The organism is Mesorhizobium sp. BR1-1-4 (genome assembly GCF_020165375.1).
Lineage (GTDB): Bacteria > Pseudomonadota > Alphaproteobacteria > Rhizobiales > Rhizobiaceae > Mesorhizobium > Mesorhizobium australicum.
Window position 1 is genome coordinate 143,372 of sequence record NZ_JAIUIB010000001.1, and the last position, 17,250, is coordinate 160,621.

At 64.1% G+C, this 17,250-nt stretch carries 14 protein-coding genes; 7 read left to right on the forward strand and 7 right to left on the reverse strand.

From position 1 onward, the window contains the following. Positions 1 to 64 precede the first annotated feature (64 nt). The 5 genes from LB571_RS00760 to LB571_RS00780 form a co-directional block, all read right to left on the reverse strand. Entirely contained in the window at positions 65 to 3,241 is a 3,177-nt protein-coding gene (locus tag LB571_RS00760; protein ID WP_224591581.1) for an efflux RND transporter permease subunit, read from the reverse strand. Between the two features lie 80 nt (positions 3,242 to 3,321). Further along, a complete protein-coding gene (locus tag LB571_RS00765) occupies positions 3,322 to 4,497 on the reverse strand; it encodes an efflux RND transporter periplasmic adaptor subunit (RefSeq protein WP_224591584.1) in 1,176 nt (391 codons plus the stop codon). Positions 4,498 to 5,034: 537 nt separating this feature from the next. Beyond that, the gene (locus tag LB571_RS00770) at positions 5,035 to 5,211 is read right to left on the reverse strand and encodes a hypothetical protein (protein WP_224591587.1); all 177 of its coding nucleotides are present in this window, start codon (positions 5,209 to 5,211) and stop codon (positions 5,035 to 5,037) included. 92 nt (positions 5,212 to 5,303) lie between these two features. Then, complete coding sequence (locus LB571_RS00775; protein WP_140791689.1) at positions 5,304 to 6,434, reverse strand: patatin-like phospholipase family protein; 1,131 nt, start codon at positions 6,432 to 6,434, stop codon at positions 5,304 to 5,306. A 219-nt stretch (positions 6,435 to 6,653) separates the two neighbouring features. Further along, entirely contained in the window at positions 6,654 to 7,742 is a 1,089-nt protein-coding gene (locus LB571_RS00780; protein WP_224591590.1) for a citrate synthase/methylcitrate synthase, read from the reverse strand. 93 nt (positions 7,743 to 7,835) lie between these two features. Between LB571_RS00780 and LB571_RS00785 the strand changes: the two genes are divergently transcribed. Further along, entirely contained in the window at positions 7,836 to 8,978 is a 1,143-nt protein-coding gene (locus tag LB571_RS00785; protein ID WP_224591593.1) for a citrate synthase, read from the forward strand. A gap of 20 nt (positions 8,979 to 8,998) precedes the next feature. Here LB571_RS00785 and phaR read toward each other — a convergent pair whose 3' ends face one another. Both phaR and LB571_RS00795 read right to left on the reverse strand, forming a co-directional pair. Next, positions 8,999 to 9,607: a polyhydroxyalkanoate synthesis repressor PhaR gene (phaR, locus tag LB571_RS00790; protein WP_015315307.1), complete on the reverse strand. Its 609-nt coding sequence runs from the start codon at positions 9,605 to 9,607 to the stop codon at positions 8,999 to 9,001. Positions 9,608 to 9,688: 81 nt separating this feature from the next. After that, positions 9,689 to 9,916, reverse strand: coding sequence for a hypothetical protein (locus LB571_RS00795; protein ID WP_140874800.1), 228 nt, complete (start codon positions 9,914 to 9,916; stop codon positions 9,689 to 9,691). Between LB571_RS00795 and LB571_RS00800 the strand changes: the two genes are divergently transcribed. The 6 genes from LB571_RS00800 to fdxA all read left to right on the forward strand — a co-directional run bounded on the left by LB571_RS00800 (position 9,903) and on the right by fdxA (position 16,966). After that, positions 9,903 to 11,081 (forward strand): acetyl-CoA C-acetyltransferase, encoded by a 1,179-nt coding sequence (locus LB571_RS00800; protein ID WP_015315306.1) that lies wholly within the window; start codon positions 9,903 to 9,905, stop codon positions 11,079 to 11,081. The genes LB571_RS00795 and LB571_RS00800 overlap by 14 nt on opposite strands. Before the next feature lie 107 nt (positions 11,082 to 11,188). Then, entirely contained in the window at positions 11,189 to 11,914 is a 726-nt protein-coding gene (gene phbB, locus LB571_RS00805) for an acetoacetyl-CoA reductase (RefSeq protein WP_015315305.1), read from the forward strand. Between the two features lie 196 nt (positions 11,915 to 12,110). Next, positions 12,111 to 12,413 (forward strand): hypothetical protein, encoded by a 303-nt coding sequence (locus LB571_RS00810; protein WP_140874798.1) that lies wholly within the window; start codon positions 12,111 to 12,113, stop codon positions 12,411 to 12,413. 232 nt (positions 12,414 to 12,645) lie between these two features. Continuing rightward, the gene (locus tag LB571_RS00815; RefSeq protein WP_224591595.1) at positions 12,646 to 16,002 is read left to right on the forward strand and encodes a helicase-related protein; all 3,357 of its coding nucleotides are present in this window, start codon (positions 12,646 to 12,648) and stop codon (positions 16,000 to 16,002) included. A gap of 10 nt (positions 16,003 to 16,012) precedes the next feature. Further along, entirely contained in the window at positions 16,013 to 16,399 is a 387-nt protein-coding gene (locus LB571_RS00820) for an RNA-binding S4 domain-containing protein (RefSeq protein ID WP_224591598.1), read from the forward strand. Between the two features lie 228 nt (positions 16,400 to 16,627). Beyond that, a complete protein-coding gene (fdxA, locus tag LB571_RS00825) occupies positions 16,628 to 16,966 on the forward strand; it encodes a ferredoxin FdxA (protein ID WP_015315302.1) in 339 nt (112 codons plus the stop codon). Positions 16,967 to 17,250: the final 284 nt, after the last annotated feature.

Sequence of the window (17,250 nt, forward strand, 5' to 3'; positions counted from 1 at the left end):
GAACAATGCAAAAGGCCGCCCGGTTGTTCCCGGACGGCCTTTGTTGCTTGGCCTGCGAAATGCTCTATTCCGCCGCCTTCGGGAAGCTGACTGCCGGCTCGGCGCCGACATCTGCCAGAGGCCCTTGGGACGAGATCTCGCCCTTGCCGCGCCGGAAGAGACGGCTGATTAAGCCGCGTCGCGCGCCGGGTTTGATCTTGGCGCGGGTGAACACCATCAGCATCGACGGCGTCACGACCAGCGTCAGAATGGTGGCGAAGGACAGGCCGAAGACGATCGCCGAGGACAGCGAAATCCACCATTGCGTCGACGGCGCATTGATCGTCGTCTCGTGATGGAAGATTTCGAGCCCAAGGCCGAAGGCGATCGGCAGCACGCCGAGAATCGCCGACACCGCCGTCAGCACAACCGGTCGCGCACGCTCGCGGCAGGTCTGCAGCACCGCGTCCATCTTGTCCCAGCCCTCCTCACGCAACCGGTCGTAGGTGTCGATCAACACGATGTTGTTGTTCACCACCACGCCGGCCAGCGCGATGACGCCAATGCCCGACATGACGATGCCGAACGTCTCGCCCGTGATCAGCAGTCCAAGGAACACGCCGATTGTCGCCATGACCACGCAGGACAGCACCAGCCATACGCTGGTGAACTTGTTGAACTGCGCCAGCAGCACCAGGAAGATCAGGAAGATCGCCGCGCCGAAGGCCTTGCTGAGGAAGGCGCTGGCTTCCGCGCTGTCCTCGTTCGATCCGGCGAGCTTCCAGCGTATTCCGCTGCCCAGATTCATATCGGTGACGGCCTGAGTGACCTGCTGCTGGACTGCCGCGACCTGTTGGCCGGCGGCAACATTGGCCTGCACCACCACGGTTCGGGCACCGTCGATGCGGTTGAGGATGCCGACCGTCGGCTCGGGTTTGCGCACGACGAAGTTTGAGATCGGCACCGACCCTTGCGAGGTCTGCACCCTGAGCTCGTCCAGCGTCGACAGCGTGCGCCGGTCTTCCGGAAGACGCAGGCGGATGTCGACGGCGTCATCGGCACCAGCAGGCCGGTATTCGGAGAGCTTCAGTCCGTTCGTCACCAGCTGCACCACGGTGCCGACCGAAGTCGGGCTGATGCCGTATTGCGCGGCCTTGGCGCGGTCGACCTCGAGAGCCCAGTCGACGCCGGGCGGCGGCAGGCCATCGGAAATATCGATGACGCCCGGCACCTTGGCGATACGCGCCGCGACGGCGCGCGCCTTGTCGTCGAGGCCGGCTGGATCGACGGCCGATAGCCTGATCTGGATCGGTTTGCCGGTCGGCGGACCGGCTTCCGGCACGCGCACCTCCACGTCGACCCCGGGAATGCCGGCCATCACGCCGCGCAGATCGCTTAGGATCTGGTTGGCGGACTTGCGTTCGCGCCAGTCGATGAATTCGTACTGGATCACGCCGACGACGTCCTCGGGCACATCCTGGCCGCCGCCCTGCGTCTTGCCGACGCGGGTGTAGACCGACTTCACGCCAGGCCACCCGAGCAACCGGCTCTCGGCGATCTTGGTCGCCGTATCCATTTCGGCCAGCGAAAGGTTGCCGCGGGCATGCACGTAAAGCAGGCCGTAGTCGGGTTCGACGCTCGGGAAAAACTCGACGCCGGCACCGTACTTTGAATAGCCAACGAAAATACCGGTCAGCAAGACGACGGTGAGCACCATCACGGTGATGGGAAAGCGCACCGCCTGCTTGACGACAGCCATGTACCAGCCGTCGCGATTGCCATCCTCGTGATGCTGCGGCGCCTTGGCGAATATAGCGCCCAGCGTCGGCGCGAAGACCAGCGCATAGAGCATCGAGGCCGACAGCGTGACGATCAGCGTGATCGGCATGTACTTCATGAAATCGCCGATGATGCCGGGCCAGAACAACAGCGGCGAGAAGGCGGCGATACGCGTCATCGTCGCGGCGATGACCGGGCCGGCCATGCGCTTGGCGGCAAGCGCGAAGGCTTCCTGCTTCGGCATGCCTTCGCTCATCCTTCGTTCGGCGAACTCGGTGACGATGATGGCGTCGTCGACCAGCATGCCGACCGCCAGGATGAGGCTGAACAGCACGATCATGTTGATCGTGTAGCCCATCATGGCAAGCAGCAGGATACCGATTAGGAAGGACGACGGAATGGCCAGGCCAATCAGCAGCGAGGCACGGCCGGACAGCGCGTAGAGAATGACGATGAACACCAGGATGACGGCGATCATCACATGGTTCTGCAAGTCCCCCAGCAGCTGGTTGACGAAGACCGACTTGTCCTGCGTGTAGGTGACGTGCATGCCCTCGGGCATGGTCTTGACGAAGGCATCCGACACCTCCCTGACCTTGGTCAGCGTATCGATCAGATTGGCGCCGATGCGCTTTTTGACTTCGATGGCGATGGCCGGCTTGCCGTTGAGGCGCGTGATTGTCGTCGCGTCGGCGAAGGTCGAGCGTATCGTCGCGATGTCCTTGGCCTGCACCACGGCATTGGGCCCGGCGACCACGGGAAGTGCCGCCACATCCTCGGGTGTCTCGATCAGCGACGGCACCTTGACGGCATATTTGCCTTCCGAGCCCTCGATGTTGCCGGCGGCGACCAGGCTGTTGGAAGCACCGATCGCGCCGATCAGCTGGTCGAGCTGCAGGCCATAGGACGACAGCTTCATCGGATCGATGACGACCTCGACCAGATCGTCGCGCGAGCCCTGCAACGAGCCTTCGAGCACGCCGGGCACTTCCTCGATGCGATCACGCAGTTCGCGCGCCGCGGCAGCCAGCACGCGTTCAGGCAATTCGCCGGACAGCGTGACGACGAGCACCGGAAATTCGGAAATGTTGACCTCCGTGACGACAGGCTCCTCGGCCGCCTGCGGCAGGTCCGCCTTGCCGTCCTGCACCTTGGAGCGTGTGTCCTGCAGTGCCGTCGCCAGGTTCGTCTGCGGCTGGAACTCGACCAGAACGTAGCCGCCGCCCTGGAAGGCGGCCGAGCGCATCTCCTTGAGGCCCTTCAGGCTTTTCAACTTGCTTTCCATCGGCCGCAGCAGAAGACGCTCGGAATCCTCCGGCGAAATGCCTTGATAGATCAGGCTGACATACATCATCGGAATCGGAACGTCGGGTTCCGCTTCCTTCGGTGTCGATTGATAGGCGACCCAGCCTGCAATCAGCAGGAAGACCAGGACCGAGATGGTCAGGCGGGCATTGTTGATTGCGAGTCTGACGATATCCATGACTTATGCCTGCTGTTGCTTTCGGGAGTGGCGAACGGACATGCTGTCGCCGGACAAGGCCCGGCGCCGGCGCCCATGCGCTACTGCGTCCCAGCGGTGGCTTCGCCGATCAGTTTTTTGATGGTCGCCTGGTCGGCCTCGACCGGATGGACCTCGTCGCCTTCCTTCACCAGTTCCTGGCCGGCAACGATGATGCGCGCATCGGCCGGGATGCCGCCAAGCACGAGACCGGTCGGCGTATCGTCGACCAAATCGATCGGGAAGAACGCCACCTTGTTGTCCTTTCCGACGGCGCGGATGCCGAGGTCGCCCTTGTCGCCGAGCGTCACCACCGAGCGCGGCAAAAGCACCGCGTCGGTCGGCAGCGCGCTGAGCTGGATTTCGGCCGTCATGCCGGCCGGCACCGAGCCATCGGCATTGGGGATGGCAATCTCGACACGGAAGGTGCGGGTCGCCGGCGAGGCGTCGCGGCTGATATAGCGCACGGTGCCTTCGACGGTCTGGCCGCTGACCAGCCGAACGCTGGCCTTGTCGCCGATCTTGAGATAGCCGAGGTCGCGCTCGCTGATTTCGCCGCGCGCGATCACCGGATCGAGCTTGAGGATCGTCGCCACCTCGCCGCCCTGCATGACGGAGCTGCCGAGTTCCACCGGCACCCGGTCGATGACGCCGTCGAACGGCGCCTTCACTTCGTTGCGGTCGAGCTCGGCCTGTGCGGTGTCCAGCTGCGATTGCGCCTGGGTCAGGTTGGAGCGGGCGGTGTCGAGCTGCAGCTTCGGCAAATTGCCTGTCTTGGCCAGACGCTCGGCGGCGTCGAGTTCGGCCTTGCGCTGCGCCACAAGCTGCTTGGCGTTGTCGACCATCGAGATCTTTTCCTCGGCGGCGAGCATCAGCACCAGGTCGCCGGTCTTGACGTGGTCGCCCTGCTTGACCGGCAGCTTGTCGATGACGCCGGCGACGCGGGTTGCCAGCACCGCGCGCTTGTCGGCTTCGGTCAGCCCGGAAATGCGGATGGCGCGCGCATAGGTCTTTCGCGGCGGCGTCACCACAGCGACGGTACGCAGCGGGGCTTTCGGTTCGGCTTCCGCCGTCTTCGGCTTGCTCGCGTCCGGCGTCTTGCCCTGCTCGGCTTCGGCTGCCTTGGCCTTGTTCGCCGCTACGCTGCCGACCGACGAGAACTCGCCTGTCGCCATCCACGCCGCGAAACCGATGAGCACAACAATGGCTGCAAGCTTGTGAAACCTGATTTTAGGCATCGTCATTTTTCCACTGCGGGTTCGGCCAGCACCGCGTCTGATGACGCGTGCGCGTCGCCGATATGGGTGCGCGCTCGACCGTGTTCAAATTGCCGTGATCGGCGAGCGCGCTTCTACATCAAAGTTGCATCGCAATATAGCCCCAAAGTTGCAGCAGCATTGCGTAGCCGAACAAGGTGTGGCCGCCATGAAACGGTACTTCGTCACTTGCCAGGCTACTTGGTGAAGCCGGCCGCCGGCTCACGATCCGGCTCTGAAACATCGTCCACCGGAGACCAGCGCGGCTCGCCACAGGCCCGTCCGGCCGTCTCCGAAATATAGCCGCGATCCGCATTGCGTCGCCGATCGAAGTGCAGGCACAAACCGACGATCCGCGTCAGTGTGATCGGCGAGGGGCAATGATCGAGACACCATAACACTCGATTAAAGGGCTGGAATTGTTCGAAAAAAAGGCACGGCAACCTTTCAGGTCAGGTTTGCCGCCGCCAAGGCCCCGAGGTCGAACCTGATGCTGAAAAACTCAACGCGCCCGCATTCTTACGCCTTGGACCATCGCGTCGCGACACGCGCGACATAGGGCTCGGCACGAGACAGGTGCGGGAACACCGGGTGTGTTTCGTCCCATTCGCAATTCGGGTCGAGCATTGCGCCCGATCCCTTCGGACGTCTTCCGCCCGGCGTCATCTGACCGTTGGTGGCAACAGGCGTCAGCATGATGACGGCTCTTCCGCACGCCAAGGTTGCTGTCACGCCAGCAGCGCTGGACTACGCGCTGCTGCGGAGACCCCGCCATGCCGCCGGCGGGCTCAGGCCCGACGGCGCTCTGCCTCCGGATTCTTGCGAACGGCGAGAAACTCCTTCACGCGACGGCCCGGTGCTGGACCGCGGACCGGCTTGAAACCGTCGTCGAGTTCGCCCGAGAGATCGAGCGTGGCATGCTTGCCGACGGCAGCGTAATTCTCTTCAAGCCAGTCGCTGGCGGCGGTGCGGCCGAGGTCGCGCAGATAGGTCAGGAAGGCCCATTCGGCATTGACCTTCGAGGATGCCGACAGATCCTTGAACGCCTCGTCGGCATCGATGCGGTGCATGCGGATGTCCCGGTATTCGCCATGCGGCAGACGCCCGGCGGCGATCAGTTCCTTGACGAAGGCGATCGAGCGGAATTCGCGCAGCAGCCCGGCATTGAAGGTGATCTCGTCGATGCGGTTCTGGATCTCGTTGGCGCTTCTCGGTGTTCCCTCGCGCACCACCGGGTTGATCTGCACCAGAAGCACGTCCTCGGTCGCCGCCGTCTTGAAGAATGGATAGAGCGCCGGATTGCCGCCATAGCCACCATCCCAATAGGGCACGCCCTTGATCTCGACAGCACGGAACAATTGCGGCAGGCAGGCCGAGGCCATCACTGTGTCGAGATCGATCTCGCCATCGGAAAACACTCGCAACTGCCCTGTCTCGACATTGGTGGCGGAGATGAACAGTTCCATCGGCTTGCAGGCATGGACATTCCCGAAATCGATCTCCTGCGCGACGACGTCGCGCAGCGGATTGAGGCCGAGCGGGTTGGCGACATAGGGCGAGAATACCCGCGACATGGTGTCGAAGAAGACATAGCCCGGCGTGTTCTCGATCGACCAATTGCCCCAGGCGACATCCCACGGCATGCGTTGCACCGGGCTGAACCGTCCCTTCGCCGCCACCGCGCGCCAGAAATCGTCCAGCTTCTTGCGCGCGCCCTCGACCCCGCCTCTGACAAAACCGTCAGCCAGCGCCACCGCGTTCATCGCGCCGGCACTGGTACCGGACACCGCCGATATCTCCAGCCTGCCATCCTCCAGCAGCCGGTCGAGCACGCCCCAGGAAAAGGCGCCATGCGAGCCGCCACCCTGGAGAGCGATGTTGATCTTCTTCTTTTCCTCCGCCTTGCCGTTCTTCGTCATGGCGTTCCTGTCATCCTGATACGCCAGCCCGCCCCCCACGTCATTCGAAGGAAGCAGCTATCGCCAGCTTATGTTGCAGTGCAGCATATAAGGATGGGCCAAGGCAAGAACACGAACACGCTCGCGTGATCACATGAAATTTCGGTCATGCGAAAGCCAATCGCTGCATGCGGAGAGACCGCGGCTTTCGAAACAGACATGAAGCCAGGCAAATGGGCGCTAGGCGACGAGGTCCGGCACAGGCCCGATATAGCGTGACTGCGGACGGATCAGCCGTCCGGTGGTCTGCTGCTCGCGCGCGTGCGCGACCCACCCGGCGACGCGTCCGGCTGCGAAGACATTGCTGAACGCCTCGGGCGGAAACCCTGCCGCTTCCAGCACCAGTGCGGTGTAGAATTCGACATTGGTCTGCAGCGAACGCTGCGGCTTGGCGACCCGGAGCACGTCGAGCGCGGTTTGCTCGACCGTCTCGGCGAAAGCCAGCCGCCTGCCGGTGTCGCCCTCACCGCCAAGCTTGCGCACCACCGCTTTCAGGACATCGGCACGCGGATCGCGCACGCGGTAGATGCGGTGACCGAAGCCCATGATGCGTTCGCCATGCGCGATCTCGTCGCGCAGCCAGGTGGCCGCATCGCCATGCGCGGCGATGGCGTCGAGCATCTCGATGACCGGGCCGGGCGCGCCGCCATGCAGCGGCCCCTTGAGCGCTCCAAGCCCGGCTAGCACCGACGATGTCAGGCCCGCCAGGGTCGAAGCGACGACGCGGGTGGCGAAGGTCGAGGCATTGAGGCCATGATCGCAAACGGTCACCAGATACGTGTCGAGCGCGTTTGCCAATGCCGGCGACGGGACCGATCCCCTGAGCATCCGCAACATGTCGGTGGCATGATCCGCCTTGCCGTCGGGTGCGATCGGCTGCTCGCCGCGCCGCAGGCGCAGCAAGGCCGGCGTCAGCACCGCCGGCGCAGCGATCAGCCGCAAGGCGTCCGCCAGCGTTTCGCCATCCGGCAGCAAGGCCATGCCGGCGCGCATGGCGCTGTAGATTTCGAGCGGCGCCAGCAGGCGCAGCGAAGGCGCGAGCCGGTCGAAGACCTCGGTGCGTGCCCCGCCTAACCTTGCCGCCAGTTCGGCGTCACCGGGCAGATCGTCGAAGAAGCCGTCCAGCAGCAGGCGGACGACCCGGGCGTAACTCCATCGTCCAGCCAAGTCCCCAAGCGAATAGCCTCGGATCGTCAGGTGGCCGCCCAGGCCATCCACGTCGGACAGCACGGTTTCGGCCGCCACCACATCATCGAGCCCGTTCGCCATGGCCTTGTCTCCTTGAAGCTTTTCCTGGTGGGAGATAAGGATGGGCGCCATAAGCATCAATCTTGATCAATAGAATCAATATCCGAGCTCGATATGTCCGAATGGTTGTCGCGGGAAGAGGCGCTGGAAAGGCTCCGGGTGAGGCCGCAGACGCTCTATGCCTATGTCAGCCGCGGCCGCATCGGCATGCGCCCGGATCGGGCCGATCCGCGCCGCAGCCAGTACCGCGCCGACGATATCGCGGCGCTGGCTACGCGAAGGGCGCGCGGGCGCAGCCCCTCGGCCATCGCCGAAAGCGCGATCGCCTGGGGGGAGCCGTCGCTCGTCACCGCGATTTCGACCGTCTGGCACGGCAACCTCATCTATCGGGGCCGGGATGCCGTTGCGCTGTCCGACCATGCCACGCTGGAAGAAACCGCTGGACTGCTCTGGGCTCTGTCCGGCCCGGTCCATTTCGAAGCATCGCCACCAGATGCGCCGCGCCCGACCGGCCGCGCCCAGGCGTTCGTGCAACTCGCTTTGCTTGCCGGCCAGGCGCGGTCTTCGCTTGGACGAAATGCTGCCTCGCTGTGCACTGATGCCGCACACGCGATCGGCGTGCTGGCCAGCGCTCTCGGTGCCGAGGCGGGGCCGGAACCGGTGCACCAGCGATTGGCGCGGGGCTGGTCGGTGGACGATGAAGGCGCGGATGCGATCCGGCGTGCGCTTGTGCTGCTTGCCGATCACGAACTCAATGCGTCGACCTTCGCGGCCCGCGTCGCCGCCTCGACCGGAGCCTCGCCCGCCGCTTGTCTGCTGGCCGGCCTGGCGACACTGTCAGGTCCCCGCCACGGCGGCGCCGGCGAAGCGGTAATGCAACTCGCCGAAGACGCGGGACGGCATGGTGCCGATGCCGCGATCCGGCGCTGGCTTGGCCACGACCGGCCACTGCCGGGATTCGGCCACCAGCTCTATCCCGAGGGCGATCCCCGGGCCACGGCGCTTCTGGCGGCCTTCGACAACACCGATGAAACATTGCGGTCGCTGGAAACCGCCGCCATGGCGGCGACCGGCGCCCAACCGAATATCGATTTTGCCCTGGCCGTGCTGGCGCGCAGCCTTGGCTTGCCGCTCGTTGCACCGTTCCACCTCTTCGCGCTTGGACGCAGCGTCGGCTGGGCGGCACATCTGGTTGAACAGATCGTGAGCGGCAGCATCATCCGGCCGCGCGGCCGCTATGAGGGATTGCTGCCGTAAATCGCGTGAGCGCTATGCGCTCACGACATCGTATCGAGCTTGCGCTGCATGGCCGCGATCTGGTCCTTCAACTGCTGCAGATCGTCGGACTTCTCCGGCGCTTCCTTCCTGGCCGGCTCGGCGGGGGCCGCTGCCGGTGCCGAGCCGGCGGGCGGAAAAGGCGTGAACAGCCGCATCGCGTTCTGGAACATTTCCATGTTTCGGCGCGTCTGTTCTTCCAGCGCCTTGATCGGTGTCGCCATTTTCATAACGTCCAGTGGCGACTTGCCGATGGCGCCCTTCATCTGCTCGCGGAACCGCTCTTGTTCCTTGGAAAACGCGATCATCGATTGCTCGAGGAAACTCGGCACGATCATTTGCATCTGGTCGCCGTAGAAGGCGATCAGCTGGCGCAGGAACGGGATCGGCAGCATGTTCTGCCCATCCTTGTTCTCCAGCTCGAAGATGATCTGGGTCAGCACCGGATGCGTGATGTCGTCGCCGGTCTTGGCGTCCTGGACGGTGAACTCCTCGCCCTTCTTGACCATCTCGGCCAGATCCTCGAGCGTCACATACGTACTCGTCCCCGTATTATAGAGGCGGCGATTGGCGTATTTCTTGATAATGATAGGGTCGTCTTTTGCGGCCATCTGCATCCTCCCCGGACACCGGCACGCCTGAGTAAGCAGCCGGTAACGATTGCGCCCTTTTTGAGGATATGCGCAAAAGCCCTACAATTCCAAGCAGTTTGTGCACTGCGGGATCATATAATGCTGCATAGCAGGCAAAATATGCTGCGCGGCAGCGACCGGACCGCCGACACCACGATGCGCGGCCCGCTTGCGGCGCATCGGCGCCATGCCGATTTCCGGTTTGACTTGGGGTTGGGAAAGGGCAAAAAAGTCCTCAACGGCACAACAACACCCTTGAAGTCTGGAGAAGAAAATGTCCGCTTCCATTGTCATTGCCAGCGCCGCGCGCACGGCTGTAGGCTCCTTCAACGGCGCCTTCGCCGCCACGCCCGCGCATGAGCTCGGCGCCGTCGTCGTGCAGGAACTTTTGGCGCGTGCCGGGGTCGAACCGGCCGAGATCGACGAGGTCATCCTCGGCCAGGTGCTGACCGCGGCGCAAGGCCAGAACCCGGCCCGCCAGGCCTCGATCCTTGCCGGACTGCCCAAGGAGACCACCGCCTGGGGCCTCAACCAGGTTTGCGGTTCGGGCCTGCGCGCCATCGCGCTCGGCATGCAGCAGATCGCCACCGGCGACGCCAAGGTGATCATTGCCGGCGGCCAGGAATCGATGTCGCTGTCGCCGCACGCCGAGCACCTGCGCGCCGGCGTCAAGATGGGCGACTACAAGATGATCGACACCATGATCAAGGACGGGCTGTGGGACGCCTTCAATGGCTACCACATGGGCAACACCGCCGAGAACGTCGCCCGCCAGTTCCAGATCACCCGCGACGACCAGGACCAGTTCGCACTGGCCTCCCAGAACAAGGCCGAGGCCGCGCAGAAGGCGGGCAAGTTCAAGGACGAGATCGTCGCCTTCACCATCAAGGGCAAGAAGGGCGATACGGTTGTCGATCAGGACGAATACATCCGCCACGGCGCCACGATCGATGCCATGACCAAGCTGAAGCCGGCCTTCGACAAGGATGGCACGGTGACCGCCGCCAATGCCTCCGGCATCAATGACGGTGCCGCCGGCGCGCTGCTGATGAGCGAAGCGGAAGCCGCAAGGCGTGGCATCACCCCGCTGGCGCGCATCGCCTCCTGGGCGACCGCCGGCGTCGATCCGGCGATCATGGGCACCGGACCCATTCCCGCTTCACGCAAGGCCTTGGAACGGGCCGGTTGGTCGGCAGGGGATCTCGACCTTGTCGAGGCCAACGAGGCGTTCGCCGCACAGGCCTGCGCCGTCAACAAGGACATGGGCTGGGACCCCTCGATCGTCAACGTCAATGGCGGCGCCATCGCCATCGGCCACCCGATCGGCGCCTCGGGCGCCCGCATCTTCAACACGCTGGTTTTCGAAATGCGCCGGCGCGGCGCCAAGAAGGGACTGGCCACCCTATGCATCGGCGGCGGCATGGGCGTCGCCATGTGCGTGGAGGCTTTCTGATAGACTTTGGACGGGCGGCGCAAGCCGCCCGTTTCACATGTGGTGCCTGTAGCAAATCCAGTGCCTGCCAAGCCCGACAACAGGGCGATTTCAAAAAGGGGAAATGCATGACCAAGGTTGCAATCGTCACGGGTGGATCGCGTGGCATCGGCGCGGCGATCTCGATCGCTTTGAAGAACGCCGGCTATTCGGTTGCCGCGAACTACGCCGGCAACGACGAGGCGGCGGCGAAGTTCAAGGCGCAGACCGGCATTCCGGTCTACAAATGGTCGGTCGCCGACTATGACGCTTGCGCGGCCGGTATCAAACAAGTCGAGGCCGACCTCGGCCCTGTCTCGGTGCTGGTCAACAATGCCGGCATCACCCGCGACGCCATGTTCCACAAGATCACCCGCGAGCAGTGGAAAGAGGTGATCGATACCAATCTGTCCGGTGTCTTCAACATGACCCATCCGTTGTGGGGCGGCATGCGCGACCGCAAGTTCGGCCGCGTCATCACCATCTCCTCGATCAACGGCCAGAAGGGCCAGGCCGGTCAGGTCAATTACTCCGCCGCCAAGGCCGGCGACATCGGCTTCTCGAAGGCGCTCGCCCAGGAAGGCGCCCGCGCGGGCATCACCGTCAACGTCATCTGCCCTGGCTACATCGCCACCGAGATGGTCAAGGCAATCGACGAAAAGGTGCTCAACGAGCGCATCATCCCGCAAATCCCCGTGGGTCGCCTTGGAGAACCGGAAGAGATCGCGCGCTGCGTGGTCTTCCTCGCTTCGCAAGATGCCGGCTTCATCACCGGCTCGACCCTCACCGCCAATGGCGGCCAGTACTTCGTCTGAGACGTCTGCTCGCGCAGTCCAACGCTGCGGATCCATGCGTGCCCTGCGATAAGCGGACCGGAAAATCGGTCCGCTTCCAAATGGCGCCTAACTCTTGGAAGACGCCGCTGTGACGCAATGCCCCAATCCGGCACGCAAAGCTTAATGCCGGTAGGCGCGTCTGTGCGAACCCTGTGATCAAGCCTGTGGATTCTCGGTGGATAAGCTGTTCACAACACAAGATATTGGGGGAACAAAAAGAGAAAATACGGCCGGCGCTGCTTTGTCGCCGATTCGTTCCGGCTTTGAGCCCAATGTTAAGATTAATGGCCGCGATAAGCTGCTATTCTTTAACGCCGAATTAGGAAAGATTAACAGTTTCATAAGCTTAACAGGGCGCGCACCGAATCGCCCTCATCGTTCCCGGCGAAAGTTAACGGCAGGACCCGCCCAGCATAAAACGGGCCAGTTCGGTGATTCAGCATGTGGTGAGACTCGTGGTCACGAAATCCATATCTAGCCGTGAACAAAAGCTGAATCTGACGGAGTCGCCGATTCGTCGCTGATTCGTTCCAGACTCGTTCCAACTGTTAAGCAGGGGCTGATTTGCGGAGTGAGGCGGGCGTCTCCGGAACCCTGCCGGAACATTCTGCTTTCGCTTCGCGCCCGAAATCCCTATGTGTCGGCTGTCATACGCGCCGTCCTGGCACGCTCCCGACCACGAGAGGCCAGAAAGCCTTATTTCCGAGCCGATGAACATCCAGCCGAAACACAACGAGCCGCTGATCCTGTCGGGCCGCGACGTGACCGCCGTGCTTGGGCCGACCAATACCGGCAAGACCCATCTCGCCATCGAGCGGATGGTGGCGCACGAAACCGGTGTCATCGGCCTGCCGCTGAGGCTGCTGGCCCGCGAGGTCTACACGCGCGTCTGCGAAAAGGTCGGTGCCAACAAGGTGGCGCTGATCACCGGCGAGGAGAAGATCCAGCCGCCGGGCGCCAGATATTCGGTCTGCACCGTTGAAGCCATGCCGCGTGAAACCGACGCCGCCTTTGTTGCCATCGACGAGGTACAGCTGGCCGGCGACCTCGAGCGCGGCCATATCTTCACCGACCGCATCCTGCATCTGCGCGGCCGCCAGGAGACGCTGCTGCTTGGCGCGGCCACCATGCACGGCATTCTCCAGCGGCTGCTGAAAGGCATCTCCGTGGTGACGCGGCCGCGGCTGTCGCATCTGGCCTATGCCGGCTCCAAGAAACTGACCCGCCTGCCACGGCGCACCGCGATCGTCGCCTTCTCCGCCGACGAGGTCTATGCCATCGCCGAACTCATCCGCCGCCAGCAGGGTGGTGCGGCCGTCGTGCTCGGGGCGCTGTCGCCCCGCACCCGCAATGCTCAGGTGGCGCTGTTCCAGTCGGGCGATGTCGACTATCTCATTGCCACCGATGCGATTGGCATGGGCCTCAACCTCGACCTCGACCATGTCGCCTTCGCCCAGAACCGCAAGTTCGACGGCTACCAGTACCGCAATCTGACGGCGGCCGAACTCGGCCAGATCGCCGGCCGCGCCGGCCGGCATCTGCGCGATGGCACGTTCGGCGTCACCGGCCAGGTCGATCCGCTGGACGAGGACCTGGTCCAGAAGATCGAGGGCCATGACTTCGACCCGGTGAAGGTGCTGCAGTGGCGCACCGCCCAATTCGATTTCGCCAGCCTCGATGCGCTGAAGCGCTCGATCGAGACCAACGCCCCGGTCGAGGGCCTGACACGCGCGCTGCCGGCCGTCGATGCGCAAGCGCTCGAACATCTCTCCCGCGACGAAGACATCCGCGCGCTCGCCACCAACGCCAAGCGCGTGGCGCTGCTGTGGGAAGCCTGCGCCCTGCCCGACTATCGCAAGATCGCGCCTGCCCAGCATGCCGACCTCATCGCCTCGATCTACATGGACCTCGCCCGGCAGGGCCATGTCGACGAGAACTACATGGCCGAACAGGTGCGCCGCGCCGACACCACCGAGGGCGACATCGACACGCTGTCGCACCGCATCGCCCAGATCCGCACCTGGACATTCGTGTCGAACCGGCCCGGCTGGCTGGCCGATCAGGCACACTGGCAGGAAAAGACGCGCGAAATCGAAGACAGATTGTCGGATGCGCTGCATGAGCGGTTGACGAAACGCTTCGTAGACCGCAGGACTTCCGTCCTCATGCGGCGCCTTAGAGAAAATACCATGCCTGAAGCCGAAATCAGTCCTACCGGAACCGTCCTTGTCGAAGGCCATCATGTCGGCGAGTTGCAAGGGTTCCGCTTCACCGCCGACCAGACCGCCGGCGGCGAAGACGCCAAGGCCGTGCGCACTGCCGCGCAAAAGGCGCTTGCCGCCGAGTTCGAGGCACGCGCGGAGCGATTCGGCGCCTGCGCCAATGGCGATCTCGCGCTCGGTTCGGACGGCACGCTGCGCTGGATCGGCGCGCCGATAGGCACGCTGGTCTCGGGCGAAGACGCGCTGAAGCCGCGCCTGGTGTTGCTGGCTGACGAACAGCTGACGGGCCCGGCGCGCGACAAGGTCGCGGCGCGCGCCGAACGCTTCGTCAATTTCCAGATCGAGTCGTTGTTGAAGCCGCTGGTCGATCTGAAGAACGCCGAGCAGATTTCCGGCATCGGCCGTGGCATCGCTTTCCAGCTGGTCGAGAATTTCGGCCTCATCAACCGTCGTGACATCGCCGAAGAGATGAAATCCTTGGACCAGGAAGGCCGCGCGGCGCTGCGCCGGCTTGGCGTCCGCTTCGGCGCCTACCACGTGTTCGTGCCGGCGCTGATCAAGCCGGCACCCGCCGGGCTGGTGACGCTGCTGTGGGCGTTGAAGAACGACGGCAAGGACAAGCCAGGCTTCGGCGACGTCGTCCACGCGCTGGCGTCGGGCCGCACCTCTGTTGTCATCGACCCGGCCTTCGACAAGGCCTTCTACAAGCTCGCTGGCTACCGCAATCTCGGCCGCCGCGCCGTGCGCATCGACATTCTGGAGCGGCTGGCCGACCTGATCCGCCCGGCGACCAACTGGAAGCCCGGCCTTGGCCAGCGTCCGGACGGCGCCTATGACGGCCAGTCCTTCATGGTGACGCCGCCGATGATGTCGATCCTTGGCGCCACCGCCGACGACATGGAAGAGATCCTCAAGGGTCTTGGCTATCGCGCCGAGCCGAAGCCGGCCGCGGAAGTCAAGGCACGGCTGGAAGCGCAGGACAATGCCGCGCGGGAAGCCGCCGCGGCCAGGCAGGCAGCCGAAGAAGCAGCCCGCGCCGAACAAGCCAAGGCGGCGGAAGAGTCGGCCGCCGAGGGAGCCGAACTGGTGCCGGATGCGGCAGCCGCCGTGGAGACGGAGGTTCCAGCCGAAGTCGCAGCCGACGCGCCGGTGGAAGCTGTCGCGCAAGAGCAGGCGGAAGCCATCGCTGAAGTTGCCGAGGAACCTGTAGCCGAAGCCGCTGTTGAAGCCGCCGAGCCGGCGCCGGTTGAGCCGCGGGCCGAACCTGAAACTGCCGAGCCCACGGAGGAAACCGCAGCGGCGAAGCCCGCCGTCGAAGCCTCCGCGTCGACGGAAGCCGCCGAACCGGCTGCCGTGGCGGAAGCCGCCGGCGAACCCGTGCCGGAAGCCGAAGCGCCAAAGCCGATCCTGCTGTGGCGCCAAGGTCGCTTCGATCAGCGTCCGCGTCATCGCGACGGCCGCAACAACCGGCCGCAAAACGGACAGGCGCGCGGCCGAAGCAACGCGCCGGCCGGCGGCGAACAGGCAACAGCCGCGCCCGCGGACCGTTCCGCGCACGAAGGGCGCCGCGACGGCGCCGGAAAGCCGCGCTTCGACCGCTCGAAGTACAAGCCCAAGCCGCAAGCTGAGGGCGCTGAGCGCCGCGACGGCCGCCCGCAGGGCGAGCGTCCCGAGCGCCGCGAAGGCCGGCCAGACTGGAAGGGCGGCAGGCCGGAAGGCAAGGGTGCCGATCGCGGCGGAAAGCCCGCTTTCCAGCCCAAGCCGCGCGAGGAGCGCCCGGTGCGTTTCGATCCGGACTCACCCTTCGCCAAGCTCGCCGCCTTGCGCGACCAATTGAAGAAGTAAACTCGCTTCGATGGTTGCTGAAGGCCGTCAGCGCATCGACAAATGGCTGTTCTTCTCGCGCGCGGTGAAATCGCGCTCGCTGGCGGCCAAATTGGTGGTCGCCGGCCGCGTGCGCATCAATCGCGACAAAGCAGCGCAGGCCTCCGATCTGGTCAAGCCAGGCGACGTGCTGACCATCACACTCGACCGGCGTATCTTCGTCTGGAAGGTGCTCGGCGCTGGCGCGCGGCGCGGCCCGTCCGAGGAAGCCCGCACCCTTTATCAAGACATGTCGCCCCCGCCCGCACCGAAGGGCGACGCCCCGCCCGATGCTATCGCGGCGCTGCGCCAGGCAGGCAGCGGCCGCCCCACCAAAAAAGAGCGTCGCCAGACCGACCGATTGCGCGACGAAGATTGAGCCTGCCGATCGACGCAGATGTGCGCTCCCGCGGCAACGGCAACTAAAAGGGAATTTTGCACGGCAAACCAACGTCGGTGAGGGATGCGGGACCGTCGCGGCACCGCCGACCTGAAATTCAATTCCCAAACTCTGGCGCCGCTGGGAATGGCTACCCTTGCAAGCAGCCCATAAAGGCGTTACCTCACGGAAAAAGCCAACAAAAACGGGACGTCCCGGAGCCGACCGATGACCTATGTCGTGACCGACAACTGCATCAAATGCAAATACATGGACTGCATCGAGGTCTGTCCGGTCGACTGTTTCTACGAAGGCGAGAACATGCTCGTCATCCATCCCGACGAGTGCATCGACTGCGGCGTCTGCGAGCCGGAATGCCCGGCCGACGCGATCAAGCCCGACACCGAGTCCGGCCTCGACAAATGGCTGCAGATCAACACCGAATATGCCGATAAATGGCCCAACATCACCGCCAAGAAGGAGCCGCCGGCCGACGCCAAGAGCTTCGACGGCGAGGCCGGCAAATTCGAGAAATACTTCTCCGCCGAGCCCGGCGAAGGCGATTGACAACACCGCTGTAAAGGCTTGTATGACGCAGCGTAACAGGCACGCCGGATTAACCGCCTTGACAGGCGGCGATTGGTTGTGGCCTTCGCTTACGCAGCAAAACCTTGATTCTTCCGACTTTTTGTGTTACATCAGCGAAACATGCCGGTGACACAACGTCGATTTATGGCGCAGACGCCCCAAATCACTGAAAGGTGAAAATCCCATTCCGGACCAGAGCGATCTGGGCCAGGCGGTCGCAGTTGTTGCGGTTTGCCGGTCCCGGCTTTTCCGGTGGGTTCATC